We start from the raw sequence: 18,335 nt of genomic DNA, 5'->3' as shown, positions 1-18,335 counted from the left end.
TGCAATTCAAGCGGACCGTGTTGTATCTCCGGGCCGTCGACGTTCCGGTGGCGAGGTGTCTTGGGGTGCCGCCGAACCCAGGAGTGAGGTCCTCGCCGTGTGGATTGCGATGCTGGTGTTGTGTGCGGTGGGGGCGTTGGAGGAGCCGCCCATTTCGCCGCCGGTGCCCGTGGAGGCGGTGGCGCCGGTGATGCCCGGGGATGCGCCAGTGCTGGAGCATCCGGCGACGGTGATGTTGCGGCTCACGATTGACGACGGGGGCGCGGTGTCGCGGGTGGAGGTGCGCGAGTCGGCGGGCGCCGTGTTCGACCGGGCGGCGATGGGCGCGGCGGTGCGCTGGCGATTCGAGCCGGCGCTGCGGGGTGGAGTGCCGCTGGAGGTGCAGGTGGATGTGCCGGTGCAGTTCGCTCCCGCGCGAGTGCGCGAGGCGCTGACTGGGGTGGCGGGAGCGGAACGAGCGAGTTCCGAGTCCGCGCGAGCAGCCACCGAGGACACGTCGCGCGGGGAGATGTTGTCAGCGCCAGCGTCGACGGAGCCCGTGGGTGGCGCCGTGGACGTGCCGACCAGGGAGTCGTCACCGTTGGATGTTCTCGAGGCATCGAAGCCGTCCGCTGGAGCTTCGTCTCCGGGGTTCTCCACCACGGTCCGGGGCGTGGCCGAGGCGCCGCCACCCGTCGCGGTGGGGGACTTCCACATCGAGGTGGGGCAGCTCGCGGACGTGCCGCGCAACTCGGCGTCCGACCTGATGTTGCTCGCGCCCGGGGTGATGCTGGCCAATCACGGAGGCGAGGGCCATGCGGAGACGGTGTTCATCCGAGGCTTCGACGCGGGCGAGGGCAAGGACGTGGAGATGCGCCTCAATGGCGTGCCTCTCAACGAGGTCTCCCATGCCCACGGGCACGGGTACGCGGACACGTACTTCATCATCCCGGAGCTGGTGGACTCGCTGCGGGTCACCGAGGGGCCCTATGACGCCTCGCAAGGTGACTTCGGCGTGGCGGGCACGGTGGAGTACCAGCTCGGCCTCGCGCGTCGTGGGCTCACCGCGTCGGCCAGCTACGGCAGCTTCGCCTCGCGTCGGCTCGCGCTCGTGTGGGGCCCGCCCGAGTCCACTGAAGCCACCTTCGTGGGGCTGCTGCTGCGACAGGGGCAGGGCTTTGGACCGAATCGCTCCTTCGCCAATGCGACCGCCATGGCGCAGGTGGAGCTGCGGCTGGGAGACGACACGCGGCTGCGCCTGCTCGGCGCCAGCTCTGGGGCCCGATTCGCGTCAGCGGGCGTGGTGCGGGAGACGGACGTGGTGGACGCGCGATTGCCGTGTGCGGCGGACGCCGACTCGCAGTTCTTCTGTTTCTATGACGAGAACCAGGGCGGCGCGAGCCAGCGTCACCTCGTCTCCGCGGAGCTCCAGTCGCGGCTCAAACGCGGCGGCAGGATGGTGCAGCAGGGCTATGTGGTGCTGCGGCAGACGCGCATCCGCGACAACTTCACGGGCTTCATCCAGGACACGCCTCCGGGCGAGGACGCGCAGCGTGGAGATGGCACGGAGGGCTACTACCGGGGCAGCACCCTGGGCCTGCGCGGGCGCTACATCCCGGGGCTCACCCTGCTGGGACAGTCGCGTCCGCTGGAGCTGGGCTACGTGGCCCGCTACGACGATGTCCGCACGCGCTCACGACGACTGAGGGATAGCGGTGGCGCGCCGTACTCCACCTTGTTCGACAACCAGGTGCGCACCACGAACCTGGGCGGATATGCGTCCCTGCGCGTGCAGCCGCTCGACTGGCTGGCCCTGCGGGTCGGCGTGCGGTTGGACACGTTCCTGTTCGGCGTGGAGGACCTGAACCGTCCCGCCGTGGACCGCGATGGGCCGCGCATCCCCGAGGAGTCCCTGGAGGCCTATGGCTTCTTCGCGAGTCCCCGCGCCAGCGCGGAAGTGAAGCTGTCGTCTCGGCTCACGTGGCTGACCAGCGCGGGGCTGGGAGCGCGCTCCAGTGATGCCGCCGCGCTGTCGGACGCGGAGCTGGCGCCGTATGCGCGGGTCGCCTCGGGAGAGACGGGGCTGGGTTGGAAACGGGAGGGCGAGGCGCGGCCGTATTCGCTGGAGGCACGTGGTGCGGTCTTCGCCACGCGCGTGTCGCAAGACTTCGTCTTCGACGAGCGATTGGGGCGCAACCAGCCCATCGGTGCTTCACAGCGACTGGGTGCCTTCGCGACGGGGCGGCTGCGGTGGGCCGACTGGCTCGATGCGCAGGCCTCGGTGGCGTGGGCTCGCGCGACGCTGCCTGTTCCGGGGGCGTCGTCGTGGAAGCTGTGGGACGGGGCGGTGATGCCGTACATCCCCGCGCTGCTGGGACGGGTGGATGCCTCGGTGCGAGGTCACGTCACGGTGGGCAGCGAGCGACTCGGGTGGAACGTGGCGTTGGGGCACAGCGCGGTGGGGCCTCGGCCCCTGCCGCTCAATCGCTACAGCGAGCCGGTGTTCCTCTTCGACGTGGGGACTCGCGCGCGCTGGGACTGGATGGAGCTGGGCGTGTCCGTGGAGAACGTGCTGGACGCGCGCTGGCGTGAGACGGAGCTCAACTACGTCTCCAACTTCCGGGGGCCCGATGCGCCCGCATCCCTGCTGGCCACGCGCCACTTCTCCGCCGGAGCCCCGCGCACCTTCCGAGGAACCCTCACGCTGTATCTGGACTTCGAGGAGGACGCTCCATGAGGCGCCTGTCCCAGCGAACATCGCCAAACCCTGGCACGACGCGATGCCTGGCCGCATGGGAGCGCCAAGGAGGGAGCCCCATGACACGCGCGCTTCTTCTTTCTCGTCGTGCCTTCATGCTGTCCATGGGCGCGGCGCTTGTCGGTGGCAGCTCCGCGTGTGGACTGTCCGGCACCGGCGGGCGAGGCATCGTGTTCCACATGGGCTTGCGCACGGCGCTCGCTCCCGAGGCCTCGCGCGTGGGCGAGTTCACCACCGACACCGGGTGGAACGTGCGGCTCGACTCGGCGCGGATGGTGCTCGGGCCCATCTACCTGTTCGAGAATCCCTCGCCGCTCCAGCAGCAGACGCGACGTGCCCTGGAGTCACTGCTGAGCGTGCTCGTGCCCGCGGCCCATGCACATGACGGAGACTTCTTCTCGGGCGGGACGGTGCTCGGGGAGTGGGACCGCGAGGTGGTGTTCGACCTGCTCTCCGGAGGCGAGGCCCAGGTGCTGGGGCGCGCACCGGGAATCGCTGGCCGGGTGCGCTCCTTCTCGCTGCTGCTCCAGCCTCCGTCGCGGGCGCTCGGTGAAGCGGCGGCCCCGCTCGAAGGCCACTCGGTGCTGATGGCGGGCACGGCCTTCCGAGGAGAGACGCGCGTGCCCTTCCGGGTGGCGCTCGACTTCCCGCCGCCCGTGGAGCTCCAGCGCGTGGACTTCGTTCCCATCGAAGCGGACCTGGACGACGACGGACTCTTCGTCGTGGAGGCCCGCCCTCATCGGTGGTTCGAGGGCGCGCACTTCGACCGGCTGACGCTACCCGCTGACGGCGGTCCGGTGGATATCACTCCCGAGACGCAGGTGCACCGCGCGCTGTCCGTCAACGCGCGGCGCTTCACGGCCTTCTCGGGCGCCTGGGAGCCTGGGGTGGACTGAGCGGCTCAGCTCACGCCGCGTGCCACGGGCGCGGGACTCCGGTTGCTCGCGCGCGCGACGCTGATCCACACGAGGGTGACGGCGAGCCAGCCCACGGTGAGGGCTCGCCACGACAGCGGAGCGTTCGCCTGGACGAGCCACAGCGTCACGGCGCCGCCCATGGCGAACACGCGAGCCATCTCCAGCGCCAGCCCCCAGCGCTTGGACTCCATCATCCCGCCCCAGGCGGTCGCCATGCCCCAGAACAGGACGCTGAGCATCACCTTCTGCCAGCCCACCAGCGGCGAGGCGTGGTGGCTCACCAGCAGCATGAAGGGCATGGACGCAATCATCTGGAAGACGAGGTAGCCGCGGATGTTGGGCAGCTCGGTGGACTGGAACTTCACCTCCTGGCCCTCGCGCTGCCACTTCGTCTCCTCGCGGGCCGGAAGGTCGGCGGGGCGCCAGCCGGTGGGCATCACCCACAGGCGCAGCCGGTCCCACCCACTGCGCGTCTTCACCGCGTCACTGGCGAGCTTCGCCCAGAACTGGAAGTTGATGACGGTGGGGTCCCAGGTGTTCGGCGGGGTGGTGACGCCGTAGGAGCACTCCTCCGTCTCGTCGGCGTAGGTGCCGAACATCTTGTCCCAGATGATGAGGAAGCCCGCGTAGTTCTTGTCGATGTAGATGGCGTTGCGCGCGTGGTGCACGCGGTGGTGCGAGGGCGTGTTGAGCCAGGACTCAATCCACCGGGGCAGCTTGGGGATGACGCGCGTGTGCGGGATGAACTGGAGCACCAGGTGGAAGGCCACCATGGCCAGCACCGCCTCGGGCGAGAAGCCGACGATGACGAGCGGCCAGTAGAACAGGAACGAGAAGATGCGCTGCGTGACGCTGGCCCGCAGCGCCACCGCGTAGTTCAGCTCCTCGGTGGAGTGGTGCGGAGAGTGCGCCGCCCAGCCGATGTTGGTGCGGTGCCCGAAGCGGTGGAACCAGTAGAAGAGGAAGTCGACCCCCAGGAAGAGCCCGAGCAGCGCCCACGGGGACGCGACGTCGAGCTTCCAGGGCGCGAGCTGACCCAGGATGGTGAAGAGGGGCAGCATCAGCAGCGCCACCGCTACGTTGACGCACTGGTTCAGGACGGCGGTGCCCACGCTCGCGATGGAGTCCTGGAAGCTGTAGTAGCCGTTGCGCCTCGCCACGCAGTAGACGAACTCGCCCAGCGCCAGGGCGATGACGAAGGGTGTGGCAATCGCGTAGACGTTGATGGACATGTCCCAGGTGTACGGCGCCCGGCTCGATTGCCGCCTTAACCTGGGTTAACCTCGCCCTCGTCCCCGTGAGATTCCCGAAGCTCTACGAGCAGCTCGCCCCGCTCGGTCCCATTCCCGAGAGTGAGTGGGAGCGGGCCGAGTCGCTCGCGAGGGAGCAGGCGGTGGAGCGCAAGGCCCACTTCCTGCGCCCCGGTGACGCGGCGGACCGCTTCGCGGTGGTGCTCCAGGGCGTGTTCCGTCTGGTGCGCGTGTCGGCGCGAGGCGGCGAGACGGTGAAGGCCTTCCGCGCCGAGGGTGAACTCCTGGGCGCCTACGCGGAGATGCTCCAACGCGTGGCGTCGATGACGTCCATCGAGGCGCTGGAGCCCGCACGGGTGCTGGTGTTCCGGACGCAGGACTTCCAGACGCTGGAAGAGGGTCACGGCTGCTGGGTGCGCGTGGCGCGTCGCGTCGCCGAGCGGCACTTCCTGCTCAAGGAGCGCCGGGAGCAGGAGTTCCTGGAGCTGTCCGCCGAGGAGCGGCTGGACACCTTCTGGGCGGAGAACCCGCATCTGCGCGGGCGCGTGCCACAGCGCGACGTCGCGGCCTACCTCGGCATCACCGAGGTGGCCTTGAGTCGCATCATGTCGCGCAAGCGCAAGCGCACGGAGTGAGCTTCACCGGCTCGTCAGTATCGCTCGAAGACGAAGGTGAACTTCTCCAGTGGCGTCGGTCCGTAGGTGAGGCGCAGGAAGCGGTCTCCAGCGGGCGCGGTGAACTTCAGCACGTGGGTCATCGCGGGAAGGCACACTTGCGGCGCTGGCGTCACGGAGGAGGCAATCATCGTCTCGCTCTCCGTCACGTCGTGCACCACCACGGGGACGTCCTGGTTCAGGTACATGATGACCGGCTCGTCGCGCTCCGCGGAGACGACCTCCGAGTAGCCGAGGAACGACGCCCCGCTCGCCGGCAGCGTCAGCTCGTAGAACTCGTGAGGCGAGTCCGTCGCGGGATACATCGTCGTCGGAGACGCGCCCGCCCTCACGGCCACGGGAGCCTCCAGCAACGCGTGCCCGCAGGCGTGCTCCGTGACGCGGTCCCGCTCTCCCGTGGTGAAGTCCAGTCGGCCATTGCCGAGGCCCGCATGCGCCGCGTCCAGCGTATTGCCCGCGACATCCCGCAGCGACGTGAGGTCCAGCGAGTAGCGGTTGTCCTCCTCCAGCGGTGGCAGGTCCGACTCTGGACGCGGAATGGAGAGCGACAAGGTCAGCGCATCCTCGGACCAGGTGCCCGTGAGGACTCGAGCGGCGTTGGCGGGCACGCTCACGTCCAACAGCGTCACCTGCGCGGCGGTGGAGTCCATGGGCTCGCTGAAGGAGATGCTGACGAGCCGCCGCAGGCTCGTGTTCGTCGCATCCACCTTGTAGGTCTGCACGGGCAGCACGTTCGTCGCGCCTTCCTCGGGGCTGGACGCGGTGACGTGGGGCTTCGTGGTGTCGCCTCCCGCGTCAGGGCCCGCGTCTGTTGGAGTGCCCGAGTCTGGTGGAGTGCCCGAGTCCGGTCCGGCATCCGTCGCGGTGCCCGCATCGGGGCTCGGGTTGAGGGGGTCGTCGTTGTCGCAGCCCGTCAGGGTCAGGACAGCGCAGGTGGAGAGCAGGGCGGCGACGTGAGACAGACGCATGGTCGGGTGTTTCCTCGCGGGGATGCTGGGACGGACGGGTGTGAAGCGCGGGGCGCCCTCGAATACAGAGGGCGCCCCGCTGGAGGGGCCACGGTGGGCCTCTGGTTACAGAGGGGTGAGGCTCAGCAGTTGAAGATGGCGGGGTTCGTGTCGTCGCAGTCGAACCGCTGCTTCACGTAGCCGGCGGGGGCTTCGCAGGCGTAGCGGTACACGGGCGTGTTGGTGCCGTACCCGTCGCCGTCCTGGTCCCGGTAGAAGCGGTCCCGGTTGTCGAAGAGGTACTCGGGGACGACTCCGACCTGGTGCCCCGTCGCGGGGCCCGTGGCCAGGATGTACTCGCGGCCCACGACGAGGTCATACACGCGGGCCTGCGTCAGCGAGCAGGCCGTCTCCGAGACGGACTCGCTGACGAGCGTCGACACCGTGGCGCTGGTGGTGGTGTCCACCACCGTGAAGGCCACGTTCTGCGACAAATAGAACGAGATGGACTCCACCGTGGAGGTGCCCGACGTCACGGCGACAGGGGTGAACGTCACCGAGCCCTCCGCCCCCGACGGAAGGTTCAGCGTGTAGTGCTTGTGCCGCGTGCTGATGTCCGGCGCGGTGGCGATGCGCGTGGCGCTCGCCGTCACATTCACGTTGTCCGCGCCGTTGCTCGCGTGGGTGCAGGCGTGGGTCGTCATCAGCGTGTCATCCACCGATACGCACCCTGCCTCCAGCGGCGCCTCCGACTGGCCCGCCGACTCCTGCTCCACCTCGTCCATGGGGCCGCAGGCCGCCAGCGACAGCCCGAGCAATGCACCGCAAAGGGTCTGCTTCAGCATCTTCATTGTGGGGTTCCTTTCAAACGCCGGGCGCGACGCGCGGGCACCGAAGCGGGCGTCCACCGCCACTCCACGGCGCGGGCATTCATGTCTTAAATGTAATTGAGTTGCAATAATGGCGCGGACGTTTTCCTTGGGAAGAGGGCGTGCGGGTGTGCATGGCTATTCGAGGTGTTCGATGACCAGGCCGACCTCGGGGAGCGAGGTGGGGCCGAGCGTGAGGGTGTACTGGACGCGGTCTGTCAGCTCGTAGCCGACCATGTGTCGAAGGCCCGAGCAGAAGTCGCCCGCGGGCTTCGTTCCCGCCGGGGTGAGCTGCGTCTGGATGGCGGTCTCCACGAAGGTGACGGGGACGTCGGGCGTGCTGAGGTAGACGACGAAGTCACCGCTGGCGAAGGCCTTGTAGCTGAAGGTTCCCGTGTACTGGCCGTTCTCCTCGCGGAGCTTCACGGTGTAGTGCGTGTGGAAGTCGTCCACGCGTGGGTTGCGAGTGGTGGTGGCCGTCACGGTGACGTAGGGGCCGTGCGCGACGTGCCAGCAGGCATGTTCCCCGTCATCGCCGAAGTCGAAGCCGTCGCTGGGGACGTAGTCGGGGTCCACTTCACAGGCGAGGCCTTCGAGCGCGGCGACGTGGCCCTTGTTGCAATGACACCAGTCGCCCTCGGCCTCACGGTGGATGTGGCCATTGGGAGCGCACGGGTCTTCGGCGTGAGGCTCGACGTTCGGGGGCGTCTCGCCACCATCGCAGGCGGAGACCGCCACGGCGCACGAGGCCAGAAGGGCACGGAGGTTCAATCGCATGCGGGAGCGCTCCATGGGGAGGCGAGAGGAGGGTGTCATTGAGAGACATGGGGTGGCGGGAGTGGCGTGGACGACGTGGCTCGGGGCGGAATGCCCGGAGCGCTCCGGGCACCCGCGAGGGTGAAAGAGGGTGGGGACTACGGCTCGTGGTGGTGCGCGGCCTCCTCGATGACGAGCGAGAAGGTGGAGTTGCGGCTCAGGACGGAGCGGAACTCCAGGTAGTACTCGGTGTCGGCTTCCAGGTCCGCGACGATGGCCGTCTTCAGCGCGCCGCACACGTCGGTGGGAACCTGGTAGCGGCACTCGCGCGCGACTTCGAGGCCCGTCGCCGCGTCGTAGATGCGCAGGCCGCGGTGGCGCGACAGCAGGAAGGCGAACTCACCGGACTCATCGGGGAGGAAGGACACGCGGCCCGCCCAGCCCCAGGAGTTCGTGTTCCAAGGGAGGGTGAGGTTGTACGCGGTGTGAGGCGTGCTGACGTCCACCAGCACGGGCGCGCCCAGGGCGGCGGCGGTGGCGGCCTCGAAGGGCCCCAGCTCCGCGTGGATGCAGGCGTGCTCCACGACTTCGGCCAGCTCCTCGGGCTCCTCGCAGGAGGGCAGCAGGCCGAGCAGCGCGGAGTCGTCGGTGGACAGCTCGGCGGCGGGGACTTCCTCCTCGGCGGCGGTGGTGCTTCCGCAGCCGGTGAGCAGGAGCGCGACGCTGGTGGCGAGCAGGGACTTCTGGAACAGGGACTGGGGCTTCATCGAGGGACTTCTCCTTGTGGGACTGCTGGGGTGAATCAGTGGCGATGGGGGGCTCAGGGGACGTCCGGCGGGAGGACGACCCAGGCGGCGGAGACCTCACCCGAGGCGAGGTGCTCGGCGGGCAGTTGCAGGTGCGCGCTCCCACCGGGGAGTCGCAGCTCGGGCGTGAGACGGAAGGCCGCCTCGTAGGAGGCCGCGTCCGGGAAGGTGACGCGACTCACGCAGCCCGCGGCGAAGCAGCGCGGTGCCTCCGGTGACTGGATGGGCAGCACGCTCGTCGCCACCTGCTGGCGCCAGAGGTCCAGGGCCTCTCGGGCCTGCTGCGTCCAGGGGGCGTGGCTCTCTCCGGAGGCGGCCAGTGATGCGAGCACGGCCTCTCGGCGCGCGGCTGGCCCGGATGCGGCCGCGCGCAGTGCTTGAACGACGCGCTGTCTGGGCTCCGAGGGCGGTCGGCGCGCGCGGACAGAGGGCGCGGGTTCGAGTCCCGTGGTGTCGAGCGCCGACGGAGTGTCCGTGTCAGGAGGTCTCGTGGGCTCCGCAGCGGAGACGGGGAGCGCGGGGCGTGGTGGCGGGGCTGCTTCGTTGAGGCGCGGTGCCCGCGCGGACTCCGTCGCCGTGGATACCTCCGTGAAGGATGGCTCCACGGGGCGGCGGAGCAGCACGGACGTGAGGGCCGCGAGCGCGAGTCCCGCCACTCCCACGCCCCAGATGAGTCTGTTCATGACCGCCGCTCCTGCTCCGTGGCTGACGGGTAACGAGAGGTCGTGTCCGACCCCGAATGTCAGCGAGCCCCGCAAATATGCAACTGATATCTAAAAGTAATCAAGTTGCATTTACGGGGCGTGCCCGGCGCCTGTTCGAAGTCGGGTGCACTCGGGGGAATCGCGCGGTGCGTCCCTCGCGCCGGGCGTGCGCCGTGGGGCTGAGGACGAGCCCAGAGGTTCCGCGCTGCTTCGCTCGCGGAGGTCTGGAGTGGGTTGCCCGACAAGAGTCTCGGAGCGGGCGCGTGTCCTCGATGGACGAGTCCCCTCACGCGACAGCGCGTGGGCGCCGTCGGCGGGTCATCGTCATCGAGGCAACGAACTCAACCTGGAGTCGGCTCGACAGGCGTGTCCTGTGCCTGGAGTCGGCTCCGCGGGCGTGGCCCGACTGGGCGAGCACATGCAGGTGTTGGTGAAGGCCCGCTCGAAGCTCAGCCCGTTGCTCGCGAGGTGCTGGAACGAGGGCAGGTGCTGCTCCGCCAACCCCTGGGGCCAGTGGCGGAGCCGACGCTGCCGATTCGTCAGGATGATGAGCAGGTTGGGCGGCGTGGAGGCGTCGCCGAGTCGCATGGGCCACTCCAGGATGACGAGGGCCTCCAGCGTACTCCGCGATGTCCCTCCACGCCGGAGCGCGAACCGTCAGGCCGCGTTGGCGGTGACGCCTACGTCCTCGACGGCGGCGAGGCGGGGATGAGGCGTGGCGCGAGCACCGTCCGCGTCGGCCTCTTCCGCGGCCTGCTCCTCCGCGCGGTTCCAGCAGCCCAGCGCCTCCACCCAGCCCTCGAGCAGGTCCATCAGCGCGCTGCGCTGCTCACCACCCAGCGGCATCAACAGGCGCGCCATCCGCTCCTGCACCACCGTGTCCGCGCGCTCCGCCAGGGCGCGGCCCTGCTCGGTGAGGCGCACTCGCACGCGGCGGCGATCATGCCGCACGGAGCGCTCGCGCTGGACGAGCTTGGCGTCCTCCAGGCGGTCCAACAGCCTGCTCAGTCGAGGCAGGGCGATACCACCCAGTCGGTCGGCGAGCACGTTGACGGGCAGCAGGCTCTCCGCCTTCAACCACCAGATGGCCTGTACCTCCATCGGGTCCAGCTCCTGGTGAGGCAGGGCACCCAGAGGGCTGCTGAGGGCGCCGCAGCGCGCCACATCGATGACCAGGTTCCGCAACCGCGCCACCTGCACACGCACTTCCGCCGAAAGCTCGGACATCTTCGTGCCTCCGCCTTTTCGAGCGCCGCTCCCGGTCCGGCCCTTGGGAGTTCATTCGGTCGCCCGCCATGGATGGGGGCTTTCGCCCCGCCTGGAATCGGGAACGAAGAGGCAACGAGGGCATATCGGACCCGTGAATTAATCCGGGCGCCAGGCGCCCGTGGATCCGCACGGCCCGTGGCCTTCAGCTGGCCTGCTGGTGGCGGCCGGCCTTGGCCTTGGCGTGGGCCTTGTCGAAGCCCTCGTAGAAGCGCACGGCCTGCTCGCCCACGCGCTGGATGTGCTGGTTGTTGAAGTAGGCCGTTATCGGCGCGGCCACCAGCGGCATGGCGCGCCCCAGCGTGTGCAGGCCGCCCTTCTCCAGCATCAGCGCGGCCAGCTTCCCCAGCACCTTGGGGCTGGAGCGTTGGATGGGGCCCAGACCGTTGGCGTAGCCGAACAGGTCCAACATCTCCCCGCGCGCGCGCTCCGTCTTGAGGTTGACCTTGTAGAGCGTGGCCAGGTCGGTGAGCAGGATGATCTGCAGATACGCCATGAAGAGCAGGTCGGCCGGCAGCGCGACGAGTCCGAAGACGCCGCTCACCCCACCCACCATGCTGGCCAGGTTCTTCTTCTCGTCGACCAGGCGCTGCGCCAGCTCCCGCACCTCCGCGCGGGGGTAGCGCTTCTCCAGCTCCGCCACCCGCACGCGGGCGCGCTTCGTCTCCTGGAGAACGATGTCCGACAGCCGCGCCGAGCCGAGCTTCTTCAGCTCCGCGGGCGTCAGCTTCTTCATGAAGGCCAGCCGCTCGGCCACGCTGTCGTAGAAGCCCATTGTCGACGCTCCTCTTGGGGCGGGTGTCCCGCGTCCTCTAATAACCCCGCTCGGAGAGATAGAGGTCCACCAGCGCGCCTTCTTCGTACCAGGCGTGCCGCATCTCCACGTTGAACCAGCGCGAGTCCGGCTTTGCTCCTCGCACCTCCAGCTTTATCTGGTTGGGGGACGTGTCGATGACGGCCGCGCGCGCCTTGCAGGCATAACCCGGCTCCTCGCCGTAGCCACCCTCCAGGCAGACTTCGTCGCCCACGGACAGTCGCCGGGTGTACTCCGTGGCCAGGTAGAGCGCCTCGTCGCAACTGGAGCGCACCGATGACTTCCCGTGCGCCACACAGCGAACTTCGAGGGGCGCCTTGACGACGGGGATGGCTCCGTAGAGCGGATCCTCGTCATTGGGGTTGGGCCGGAAAGAGCCCACTGCGGAACAACCGGAGAGTCCCAGCGCGAGCACGCTGGCTCCCACCCACATCCGCCTCATCGTGGTGATTCCTCCGGGGCCATGGGCCCCCCTCTAAAGGTGGGCCGAGCATGGCAAAAGGCGCGCGGAGGGGAAAGCGACGAGAGGGAGACTGCCCTCAGGCGAGCCGGCGAGCGGGCCCCGGAATCTCTTCCGTCTGTCCCGGGACGATGCGGTTCTGGGCGTCCACGAAGACGACGGTGGGCTTCCAGGCGCGGGCCTCTGCTTCCTCGACCTCCGCGAACGTGGCGATGATGACCAGGTCCCCGGGCTTGTTGAGGTGGGCGGCGGCGCCGTTGATGCAGATGACGCCGCTGCCGGGCTCGCCCTCCAGGGCATACGTCTCCAGGCGGGTGCCCTGGGTGACGTTCCAGATGGCCACCTTCTCGTTGGCGATGATGTCCGCCGCACGCAGGAGGTTCTGGTCGATGGTGACCGAGCCTTCGTAATCCAGGTCGGCCTGGGTCACCGTCGCGCGGTGAATCTTGGACTTGAAGAGGATGCGGCGCATGGCGTGTGTCCCCAAGGGGCGCCCAACCGTAACGGCAAGGGCGCCCTGGGACAACATCGAGGTTGAATCCCGCCCGCCTGCTGCCCGGACGGGCGTTATTTCACGATGTTGACGAGCTGGCTCAGGTTGAGCGGCACGGACTGGGTGTCCGAGGTCAACTTTCCATCCAGGCTCAGCTTGGCGTTTCCGCCCGAGCGCAGGGCCATGGCCGCGGAGGCCGCCCGAGCGAAGTGGATGGTGAGCGGGAGCGTCACCTGCTTCGTCCCGCTGCCGTCGAGCATGCCCAGGTTTCCGGTGGACAGCGTCCCCACATCCGCGCCGGCGATCTTGAGCGCGCCGGTGATTCCGGCGACGGGCAGGGGGAAGCTGTTGCGGTTGGTGATGGCCAGGGGGAACTCCACCGTGGCGCTGGTGAGGCCGACGTTGGTGATGCGGGGCGGCTGGAAGGACACCTGCGGAATCTTGGGCACGTCGAAGGTGCCCTCTTTTTCGAGCGGGAAGTTCAGCACGCCGATGGGCGTCTGCACGCCGACGCTGCCCTGGGCCTTGAACAACGCGCGGTCCTTGTTGAGGAAGGTCTCCACGACGGGGACGATGTCCGCGAACTTCACGTTGGCGGGGAAGACGAGCTCGCTCCTGCCGTTGGCCTTGAGGTTCAGGCCCTTCCTGGGCTTGCCGGCCACCACCTGCTTGCCCTCGACGAAGAAGGAGTAGTCGATGCTCGCCAGCTCCAGACCGAAGCCGTTGGGGTTGTTCACCTCGTAGACGAGGTCGACGGTGGCGTCGGAGAGCGACGCGCTGGAGAGCCGCGCCGTCTTGAAGGAGAGGGTGGGCTTCTTGAAGACCCCCTTCAGCGTCTTCTGCAGGGAGGCGCAGCCGCTGAACGTGGTGAAGCAGAGAGCGGCCAGGACGAGGACGGCGCGTTTCATCGTGGGCATGGGCGTATCACCAGACGGTCCCTCGCGGCGGGGATTCACGGCGGGGCGCTCGCTCGTGAGGGGTATACCCCTTCGCGCGTACAATTTTGGGATGCGGTACAAAGCCCGCACTCTACACAGGGAATCGCCGTTGACGGAGATCAGGCCACACATGCCTACTTGTGTTCCGCGTAGGGCCTGGCGCGCGCTGGCGCTGGGGTTGTTGGGGTGGGCGCTGGCGTCGTGCAATCGGGGTGGCGCCTCGGCGGCCGAGGCGCCGCGCATCGCGCTGAAGCCCTGCCGGCTGGAGGGCCTGGCGCCCCAGGCGCAGTGCGGGACATACGAGGTCTTCGAGGACCGCGCGGCGAAGTCGGGCCGCAAGCTGTCGTTGAGGGTGGTGGTGGTGCCCGCGCTGGCGGCCCAGCCCCAGCCCGACCCGCTGGTGCTCCTGGCGGGAGGCCCCGGGCAGGCGGCCACGCGGATGGCGTTCATCCTGCCGACCGTCGAGCGCATCCGCCGCCACCGCGACATCCTGCTGGTGGACCAGCGCGGCACCGGTGACTCGAACCCGCTGGACTGCGACCCGGACGAAGGCGAGAGCTTGTCGGAGGCCCTCGATGACAGTCAGCTCCTCCCTCGGATGAAGAAGTGCCGCGAGGGCTGGGACGCGGACGTGCGCCAGTACACCACGCCCGTGGCCATGGACGACCTGGACGAGGTCCGCGCGGCGCTGGGCTACGAGAAGCTCAACCTGTGGGGCATCTCCTACGGGACGCGCGCGGCGCTGGTGTACATGCGCCAGCACCCCGAGCGGGTGCGCACGGCCATCCTCGACGGGGTGGCGCCGATGAGCATGTACCTGCCCCTGTACATGCCCCGCGACGGTCAGCGCGCGCTGGACCTGCTGCTCGTCCATTGCGAACAGGACGCGGCGTGCGCGAAGGCCTATCCCGAGCTGCGCGCGCGCACGGAGGCGCTGCTGTCGAAGCTGGAGACGCCTCAGCGCGTGCGGGTGGCGCACCCGCTGACGGGCAAGCCGGAGGAGGTCGTCCTGTCGCGGCGGGCCTTCCTCGGCGTGCTGCGCAGCCAGTTGTACAGCGCGAACTCCGCCTCGCTGGTGCCGCTGATGCTCGACCAGGCGTCGCGCGACGACTGGGGGGCGTTCACCGCGGTGGCCGTGGGACTGCTCAACGACACGCGGCGCGGGATGAGCCCAGGGCTGCTCTACGCTGTCTTGTGCGCGGAGGACGCGCCCTTTTTCGACGGGGCGAAGGTGGAGGCGGAGGCGAAGGGCACCTGGTTCGGAGCGGACGTCGGTCTGCAGGCGCTCTCCGTGTGCCAGGACTGGCCCCGCGCCGCGCTGCCCGCGGGCTACCGCGAGCCGGTGGTGTCGGACGTGCCCACGCTCCTGCTTTCGGGAGAGCTGGACCCGGTGACGCCGCCCTCGTGGGCCGACGACGCGAGGCGCACGTTGTCGCGCTCGCTCCACGTGGTGGTGCCCGGCGTGGGCCACAACACGCTGGGCGCCGACTGTGCCCTCGCGCTGATGCAGCAGCTCGTGGCGAGCGGCGCCGTGGAGGGGCTCAAGCCCGCTTGCGGCGCGAACCTCACCCGCCCCCCTGTCTTCACCTCCTTCGCTGGCCCCGTGCCCTGATGATTCGAGCCGCGAACCTGCACAAGCGCTTTGGCCCGGTGACCGCCGTGGAGGACGTGTCCTTCACCGCCGAGGACGGGATGATTACGGGCCTGCTCGGCCCCAACGGCGCGGGCAAGACGACGACGCTGCGGATGCTCTACACGCTGGTGCGGCCGGACAAGGGCAGCGCCAGCGTGGACGGCGTGGACGTGGTGACGCGTCCGGCGGAGGCCCGTCGCGCGCTGGGTGTGCTGCCGGACGCGCGGGGCCTGTACCCGCGCCTGACGGCCCGCGAGCACGCGAGGTACTTCGGCGAGCTGCATGGCCTGTCGGGCGCCGCGCTCGACAAGCGCGTGGACGAGCTGGTGGACCTGTTGGAGATGAAGGACATCGCGGACCGCCGCGCGGAGGGCTTCAGCCAGGGAGAGCGGGTGAAGGTGGCGCTGGCGCGCGCCCTGGTGCACGGGCCTCGCAACGTGCTCCTGGACGAGCCCACCAACGGGCTGGACGTCATGAGCACGCGCGCGGTGCGCACGCTGCTGCGCCGGCTGAAGGACGAGGGGCGCTGCGTCGTCTTCTCCAGCCACGTCATGCAGGAGGTGGCCGCGTTGTGCGAGCGCGTCGTGGTGGTGGCGCATGGCCGCGTGGTGGCGGACGGCACCCCGGACTCGCTGCGCGCGAGCACCGGCAAGGACAGCCTGGAGGAGGCCTTCGTCACCGTCATCGGCAGTGAGCAGGGGCTGGTTCAATGAGGGGATTGATTGCGACGGTCTTCCGCAAGGAGATGAAGGACCACCTGAGAGACAGGCGCTCGGTTCTCACGTCCCTGGTGACGGGGATGACGGGGCCCTTGCTGACGCTGGTCCTGTTCAGCCTCATCGCCTCCTGGACCCGGCAGGACAAGGTCCTGGAGGTGCCCGTCATCGGCCGCGAGCATGCGCCCAGCCTGATGGCCTTTCTCGCGCGCAACGGCGCGGAGCTGAAGGAGGCTCCCGCGGACCATGAGAGCCTCATCCGCGCGGGAAAGCTCGACCTGGTGCTCGTGGTCCCCCAGGACTACGGCAAGTCGTTCTCCGCCGGGCACACCGCCGACGTGAGCCTCGTGGTGGACAGCTCGCGCCAGTCCGCACGCGCCACCGTGCAGCGCGCGCGGCGGCTCCTGGAGGGCTATTCGCAACAGGTGGCGACCCAGCGGCTCATCGCTCGCGGTGTGGCTCCGGAGCTGGCCCGCCCCATTCTGGTGGAGGACCTGGACCTCTCCACGCCGGAGCGCGCCGCCGCCCTGATGCTCAACATGGTGCCCCTCTTCCTGATGATCATGGCCTTCACGGGGGGCCTGCAGGTGGCCAGCGACACCATGGCCGGTGAGCGTGAGCGCGGCTCGTTGGAGCCGCTGCTGCTCAACCCCGCGTCTCGCGGAGACATCGTCCTGGGCAAGTGGCTGGCCACTGTCAGCTTCGCCATGGCCTCGACGCTGGTGACGCTGGGAGTCTTCGCGCTCGTGGTGCGACAGCTGCCGCTCGAGGACGTCGGGGTGAAGGCGCGGTTCGACGGGCCGGCCATCCTGAGCATGGCCGTCGCGATTCTCCCGCTGGCCTTCGGCGCTTCCGCGCTCCAGATGTGGGTGTCCACCTATGCTCGCTCCTTCAAGGAAGCGCAGACGTATCTGTCCCTGCTGGTCATGCTGCCCACCCTCCCGGGCGCGTTGATATCGATGTCTCCGATACAGGCGAAGGCGTGGATGTTCGCGGTGCCAGCGCTGGGGCAGGGACTGCTCGCGGGAGAGGTGATGCGAGGCGAGTCGCTGGGGCCGGTGCCCTTCCTCGTCGCCATCGTGTCCAACATCGCGCTGGCGCTCGTGGCCCTGGCCGCCACCCAGCGGCTGCTCTCCCAGGAGCGCATCATCTTCGGCCGGAGCTGAGGAGCCGAGGCACACCGACAGTCACTGCCAATGTCGTCGAAGCGTCGGTTCCCGCCCATTCCCGCCGAGCCGGAGTGACTTCGGCCGGCGGTTGGCTTCCAATGGGCGGGGAATGACGCCCGAGAGAGAAGCCCTCCTGCCCCTGGCGCCGGCCTCCGTGGCCACCGCGCAAGGTGAGCCCCGATTCGGCACGTACCAGGGTGAGCTGCCCGAAGTGGACCTCCCCAAGCTGCTGGGACGGTGGGCTCCAGCCCGGACCACGCGCCTGCTCAAGCGCAAGCGGTGGCACTACACCTTCGTGGCGACGCCGGAGGTGGCCGCCCTCTTCGCGGTGGTGGACCTGGGCTACTCGGCCAGCGCCTTCGCGGTGGCGTTGGACCTGCACGAGCGCAAGCCGCTGTGTGACGTGAGCTTCCTGGGCGCTCCAGGCCCCATGCTGTCCTTGGGAGACAAGCCCGGCGCGGGACTCTCCGCGTCCTTCCGGACGCTGGGCGGAAAGCTGTCCATCCGCCGGGGCGAGGAGGACGAGCGCTACCAGGTGGCGGTGGACGTCAGCCGCGTGCGCACCGGCAGCCTCAACACCTTCCAGTGGGCCGGCGAGCTGCTCGTCGCGGGCGGCCCTCCCGCGCTGACGGTGATTGCCCCCGTACAGGGTGACGGGCTCGTGAATGTCACGATGAAGCGCAACGGCCTGTTGTCCTTCGGCAGCCTGGAGGCGGGCGGCAAGCGCTTCCGGCTGGACGGAGGCGTGGGCGGCATCGACTACACGCAGGGCTACCTGGCGCGGCACACGGCCTGGCGCTGGGCCTTCGCCGCGGGCCGGCTCGCGGACGGCACGCCCGTGGGGCTCAACCTCGTCGAGGGCTTCAACGAGAGCAACGCCGACGCCAACGAGAATGCGCTGTGGCTCGGCGACAGGCTGTACCCGCTGGCTCGCGCGCGCTTCGAGTACGACGCGAAGAACCTGCTCGCGCCGTGGAAGCTGACGACGGTGGACGGCGCGGTGGACCTGCGCTTCCAGCCCTTCTACGTCCACCGCGAGGAGCGCAACCTGCGCCTCATCATCAGCCACTTCGCGCAGCCGGTGGGCTTCTTCGAGGGCACGGTGACGGTGGGCGGCCAGACGCTCCAGCTCTCCAACGTCCCCGGCGTCACCGAGGACCAGGACATGCTCTGGTGAGCGTCGTGC

At 69.2% G+C, this 18,335-nt stretch carries 19 protein-coding genes; 7 read left to right on the top strand and 12 right to left on the bottom strand.

Going from position 1 to position 18,335, the window contains the following annotated elements:
- The first annotated feature begins 109 nt into the window (after window positions 1-109).
- Window positions 110-2,716, top strand: coding sequence for a TonB family protein (locus G4D83_RS08905; RefSeq protein WP_163864371.1), 2,607 nt, complete (start codon window positions 110-112; stop codon window positions 2,714-2,716).
- A gap of 80 nt (window positions 2,717-2,796) precedes the next feature.
- Complete coding sequence (locus tag G4D83_RS08900) at window positions 2,797-3,633, top strand: hypothetical protein (protein WP_163864243.1); 837 nt, start codon at window positions 2,797-2,799, stop codon at window positions 3,631-3,633.
- Between the two features lie 5 nt (window positions 3,634-3,638).
- Here the strand turns inward: G4D83_RS08900 and G4D83_RS08895 are convergent, their stop codons facing one another.
- Window positions 3,639-4,886: a sterol desaturase family protein gene (locus G4D83_RS08895; RefSeq protein WP_163864242.1), complete on the bottom strand. Its 1,248-nt coding sequence runs from the start codon at window positions 4,884-4,886 to the stop codon at window positions 3,639-3,641.
- Window positions 4,887-4,951: 65 nt separating this feature from the next.
- Between G4D83_RS08895 and G4D83_RS08890 the strand changes: the two genes are divergently transcribed.
- Window positions 4,952-5,539, top strand: a complete 588-nt coding sequence (locus G4D83_RS08890) for a Crp/Fnr family transcriptional regulator (RefSeq protein ID WP_163864241.1) — start codon at window positions 4,952-4,954, stop codon at window positions 5,537-5,539.
- A 14-nt stretch (window positions 5,540-5,553) separates the two neighbouring features.
- Here G4D83_RS08890 and G4D83_RS08885 read toward each other — a convergent pair whose 3' ends face one another.
- The 11 genes from G4D83_RS08885 to G4D83_RS08835 form a co-directional block, all read right to left on the bottom strand.
- Window positions 5,554-6,546, bottom strand: a complete 993-nt coding sequence (locus G4D83_RS08885; RefSeq protein WP_163864240.1) for an Ig-like domain-containing domain — start codon at window positions 6,544-6,546, stop codon at window positions 5,554-5,556.
- 122 nt (window positions 6,547-6,668) lie between these two features.
- Window positions 6,669-7,376, bottom strand: coding sequence for a hypothetical protein (locus G4D83_RS08880; RefSeq protein WP_163864239.1), 708 nt, complete (start codon window positions 7,374-7,376; stop codon window positions 6,669-6,671).
- Window positions 7,377-7,532: 156 nt separating this feature from the next.
- Complete coding sequence (locus tag G4D83_RS08875) at window positions 7,533-8,171, bottom strand: hypothetical protein (RefSeq protein ID WP_163864238.1); 639 nt, start codon at window positions 8,169-8,171, stop codon at window positions 7,533-7,535.
- Between the two features lie 137 nt (window positions 8,172-8,308).
- Window positions 8,309-8,917 carry a hypothetical protein gene (locus G4D83_RS08870; protein ID WP_240356223.1) on the bottom strand — a complete coding sequence of 203 codons (609 nt, stop codon included), beginning with the start codon at window positions 8,915-8,917 and terminating at the stop codon, window positions 8,309-8,311.
- Window positions 8,918-8,970: 53 nt separating this feature from the next.
- The gene (locus G4D83_RS08865; protein WP_163864237.1) at window positions 8,971-9,639 is read right to left on the bottom strand and encodes a hypothetical protein; all 669 of its coding nucleotides are present in this window, start codon (window positions 9,637-9,639) and stop codon (window positions 8,971-8,973) included.
- 345 nt (window positions 9,640-9,984) lie between these two features.
- Window positions 9,985-10,248 carry a hypothetical protein gene (locus tag G4D83_RS08860; RefSeq protein WP_163864236.1) on the bottom strand — a complete coding sequence of 88 codons (264 nt, stop codon included), beginning with the start codon at window positions 10,246-10,248 and terminating at the stop codon, window positions 9,985-9,987.
- A gap of 69 nt (window positions 10,249-10,317) precedes the next feature.
- Entirely contained in the window at window positions 10,318-10,887 is a 570-nt protein-coding gene (locus tag G4D83_RS08855) for a MarR family winged helix-turn-helix transcriptional regulator (protein ID WP_163864235.1), read from the bottom strand.
- A gap of 184 nt (window positions 10,888-11,071) precedes the next feature.
- A complete protein-coding gene (locus G4D83_RS08850; protein WP_163864234.1) occupies window positions 11,072-11,701 on the bottom strand; it encodes an EcsC family protein in 630 nt (209 codons plus the stop codon).
- A 37-nt stretch (window positions 11,702-11,738) separates the two neighbouring features.
- Complete coding sequence (locus G4D83_RS08845; RefSeq protein WP_163864233.1) at window positions 11,739-12,182, bottom strand: hypothetical protein; 444 nt, start codon at window positions 12,180-12,182, stop codon at window positions 11,739-11,741.
- 97 nt (window positions 12,183-12,279) lie between these two features.
- The gene (gene panD, locus G4D83_RS08840; RefSeq protein WP_163864232.1) at window positions 12,280-12,672 is read right to left on the bottom strand and encodes an aspartate 1-decarboxylase; all 393 of its coding nucleotides are present in this window, start codon (window positions 12,670-12,672) and stop codon (window positions 12,280-12,282) included.
- Between the two features lie 95 nt (window positions 12,673-12,767).
- Window positions 12,768-13,610 (bottom strand): LEA/WHy family protein, encoded by an 843-nt coding sequence (locus G4D83_RS08835; protein ID WP_163864231.1) that lies wholly within the window; start codon window positions 13,608-13,610, stop codon window positions 12,768-12,770.
- A 151-nt stretch (window positions 13,611-13,761) separates the two neighbouring features.
- Here G4D83_RS08835 and G4D83_RS08830 point away from each other — a divergent pair, with 151 nt between their 5' ends.
- From G4D83_RS08830 to G4D83_RS08815, 4 genes are all read left to right on the top strand, one after another.
- Window positions 13,762-15,243: an alpha/beta hydrolase gene (locus tag G4D83_RS08830; RefSeq protein ID WP_240356222.1), complete on the top strand. Its 1,482-nt coding sequence runs from the start codon at window positions 13,762-13,764 to the stop codon at window positions 15,241-15,243.
- Window positions 15,243-15,977 (top strand): ABC transporter ATP-binding protein, encoded by a 735-nt coding sequence (locus G4D83_RS08825; protein ID WP_163864229.1) that lies wholly within the window; start codon window positions 15,243-15,245, stop codon window positions 15,975-15,977. The genes G4D83_RS08830 and G4D83_RS08825 overlap by 1 nt, the downstream gene beginning before the upstream one ends.
- On the top strand, window positions 15,974-17,146 hold the full coding sequence (locus G4D83_RS08820) for an ABC transporter permease (RefSeq protein WP_163864228.1): 1,173 nt from the start codon (window positions 15,974-15,976) through the stop codon (window positions 17,144-17,146). Before G4D83_RS08825 ends, G4D83_RS08820 begins: the two co-directional genes overlap by 4 nt.
- Window positions 17,147-17,258: 112 nt before the next feature.
- Window positions 17,259-18,326 carry a DUF2804 domain-containing protein gene (locus tag G4D83_RS08815; protein ID WP_163864227.1) on the top strand — a complete coding sequence of 356 codons (1,068 nt, stop codon included), beginning with the start codon at window positions 17,259-17,261 and terminating at the stop codon, window positions 18,324-18,326.
- Window positions 18,327-18,335: the final 9 nt, after the last annotated feature.

The sequence above is a fragment of the Myxococcus eversor genome, assembly GCF_010894455.1.
Taxonomy (GTDB): Bacteria; Myxococcota; Myxococcia; order Myxococcales; family Myxococcaceae; genus Myxococcus; species Myxococcus eversor.
Note: the sequence above shows the minus strand (reverse complement) of the source record. Positions and strands in the feature narration are given on the sequence as shown.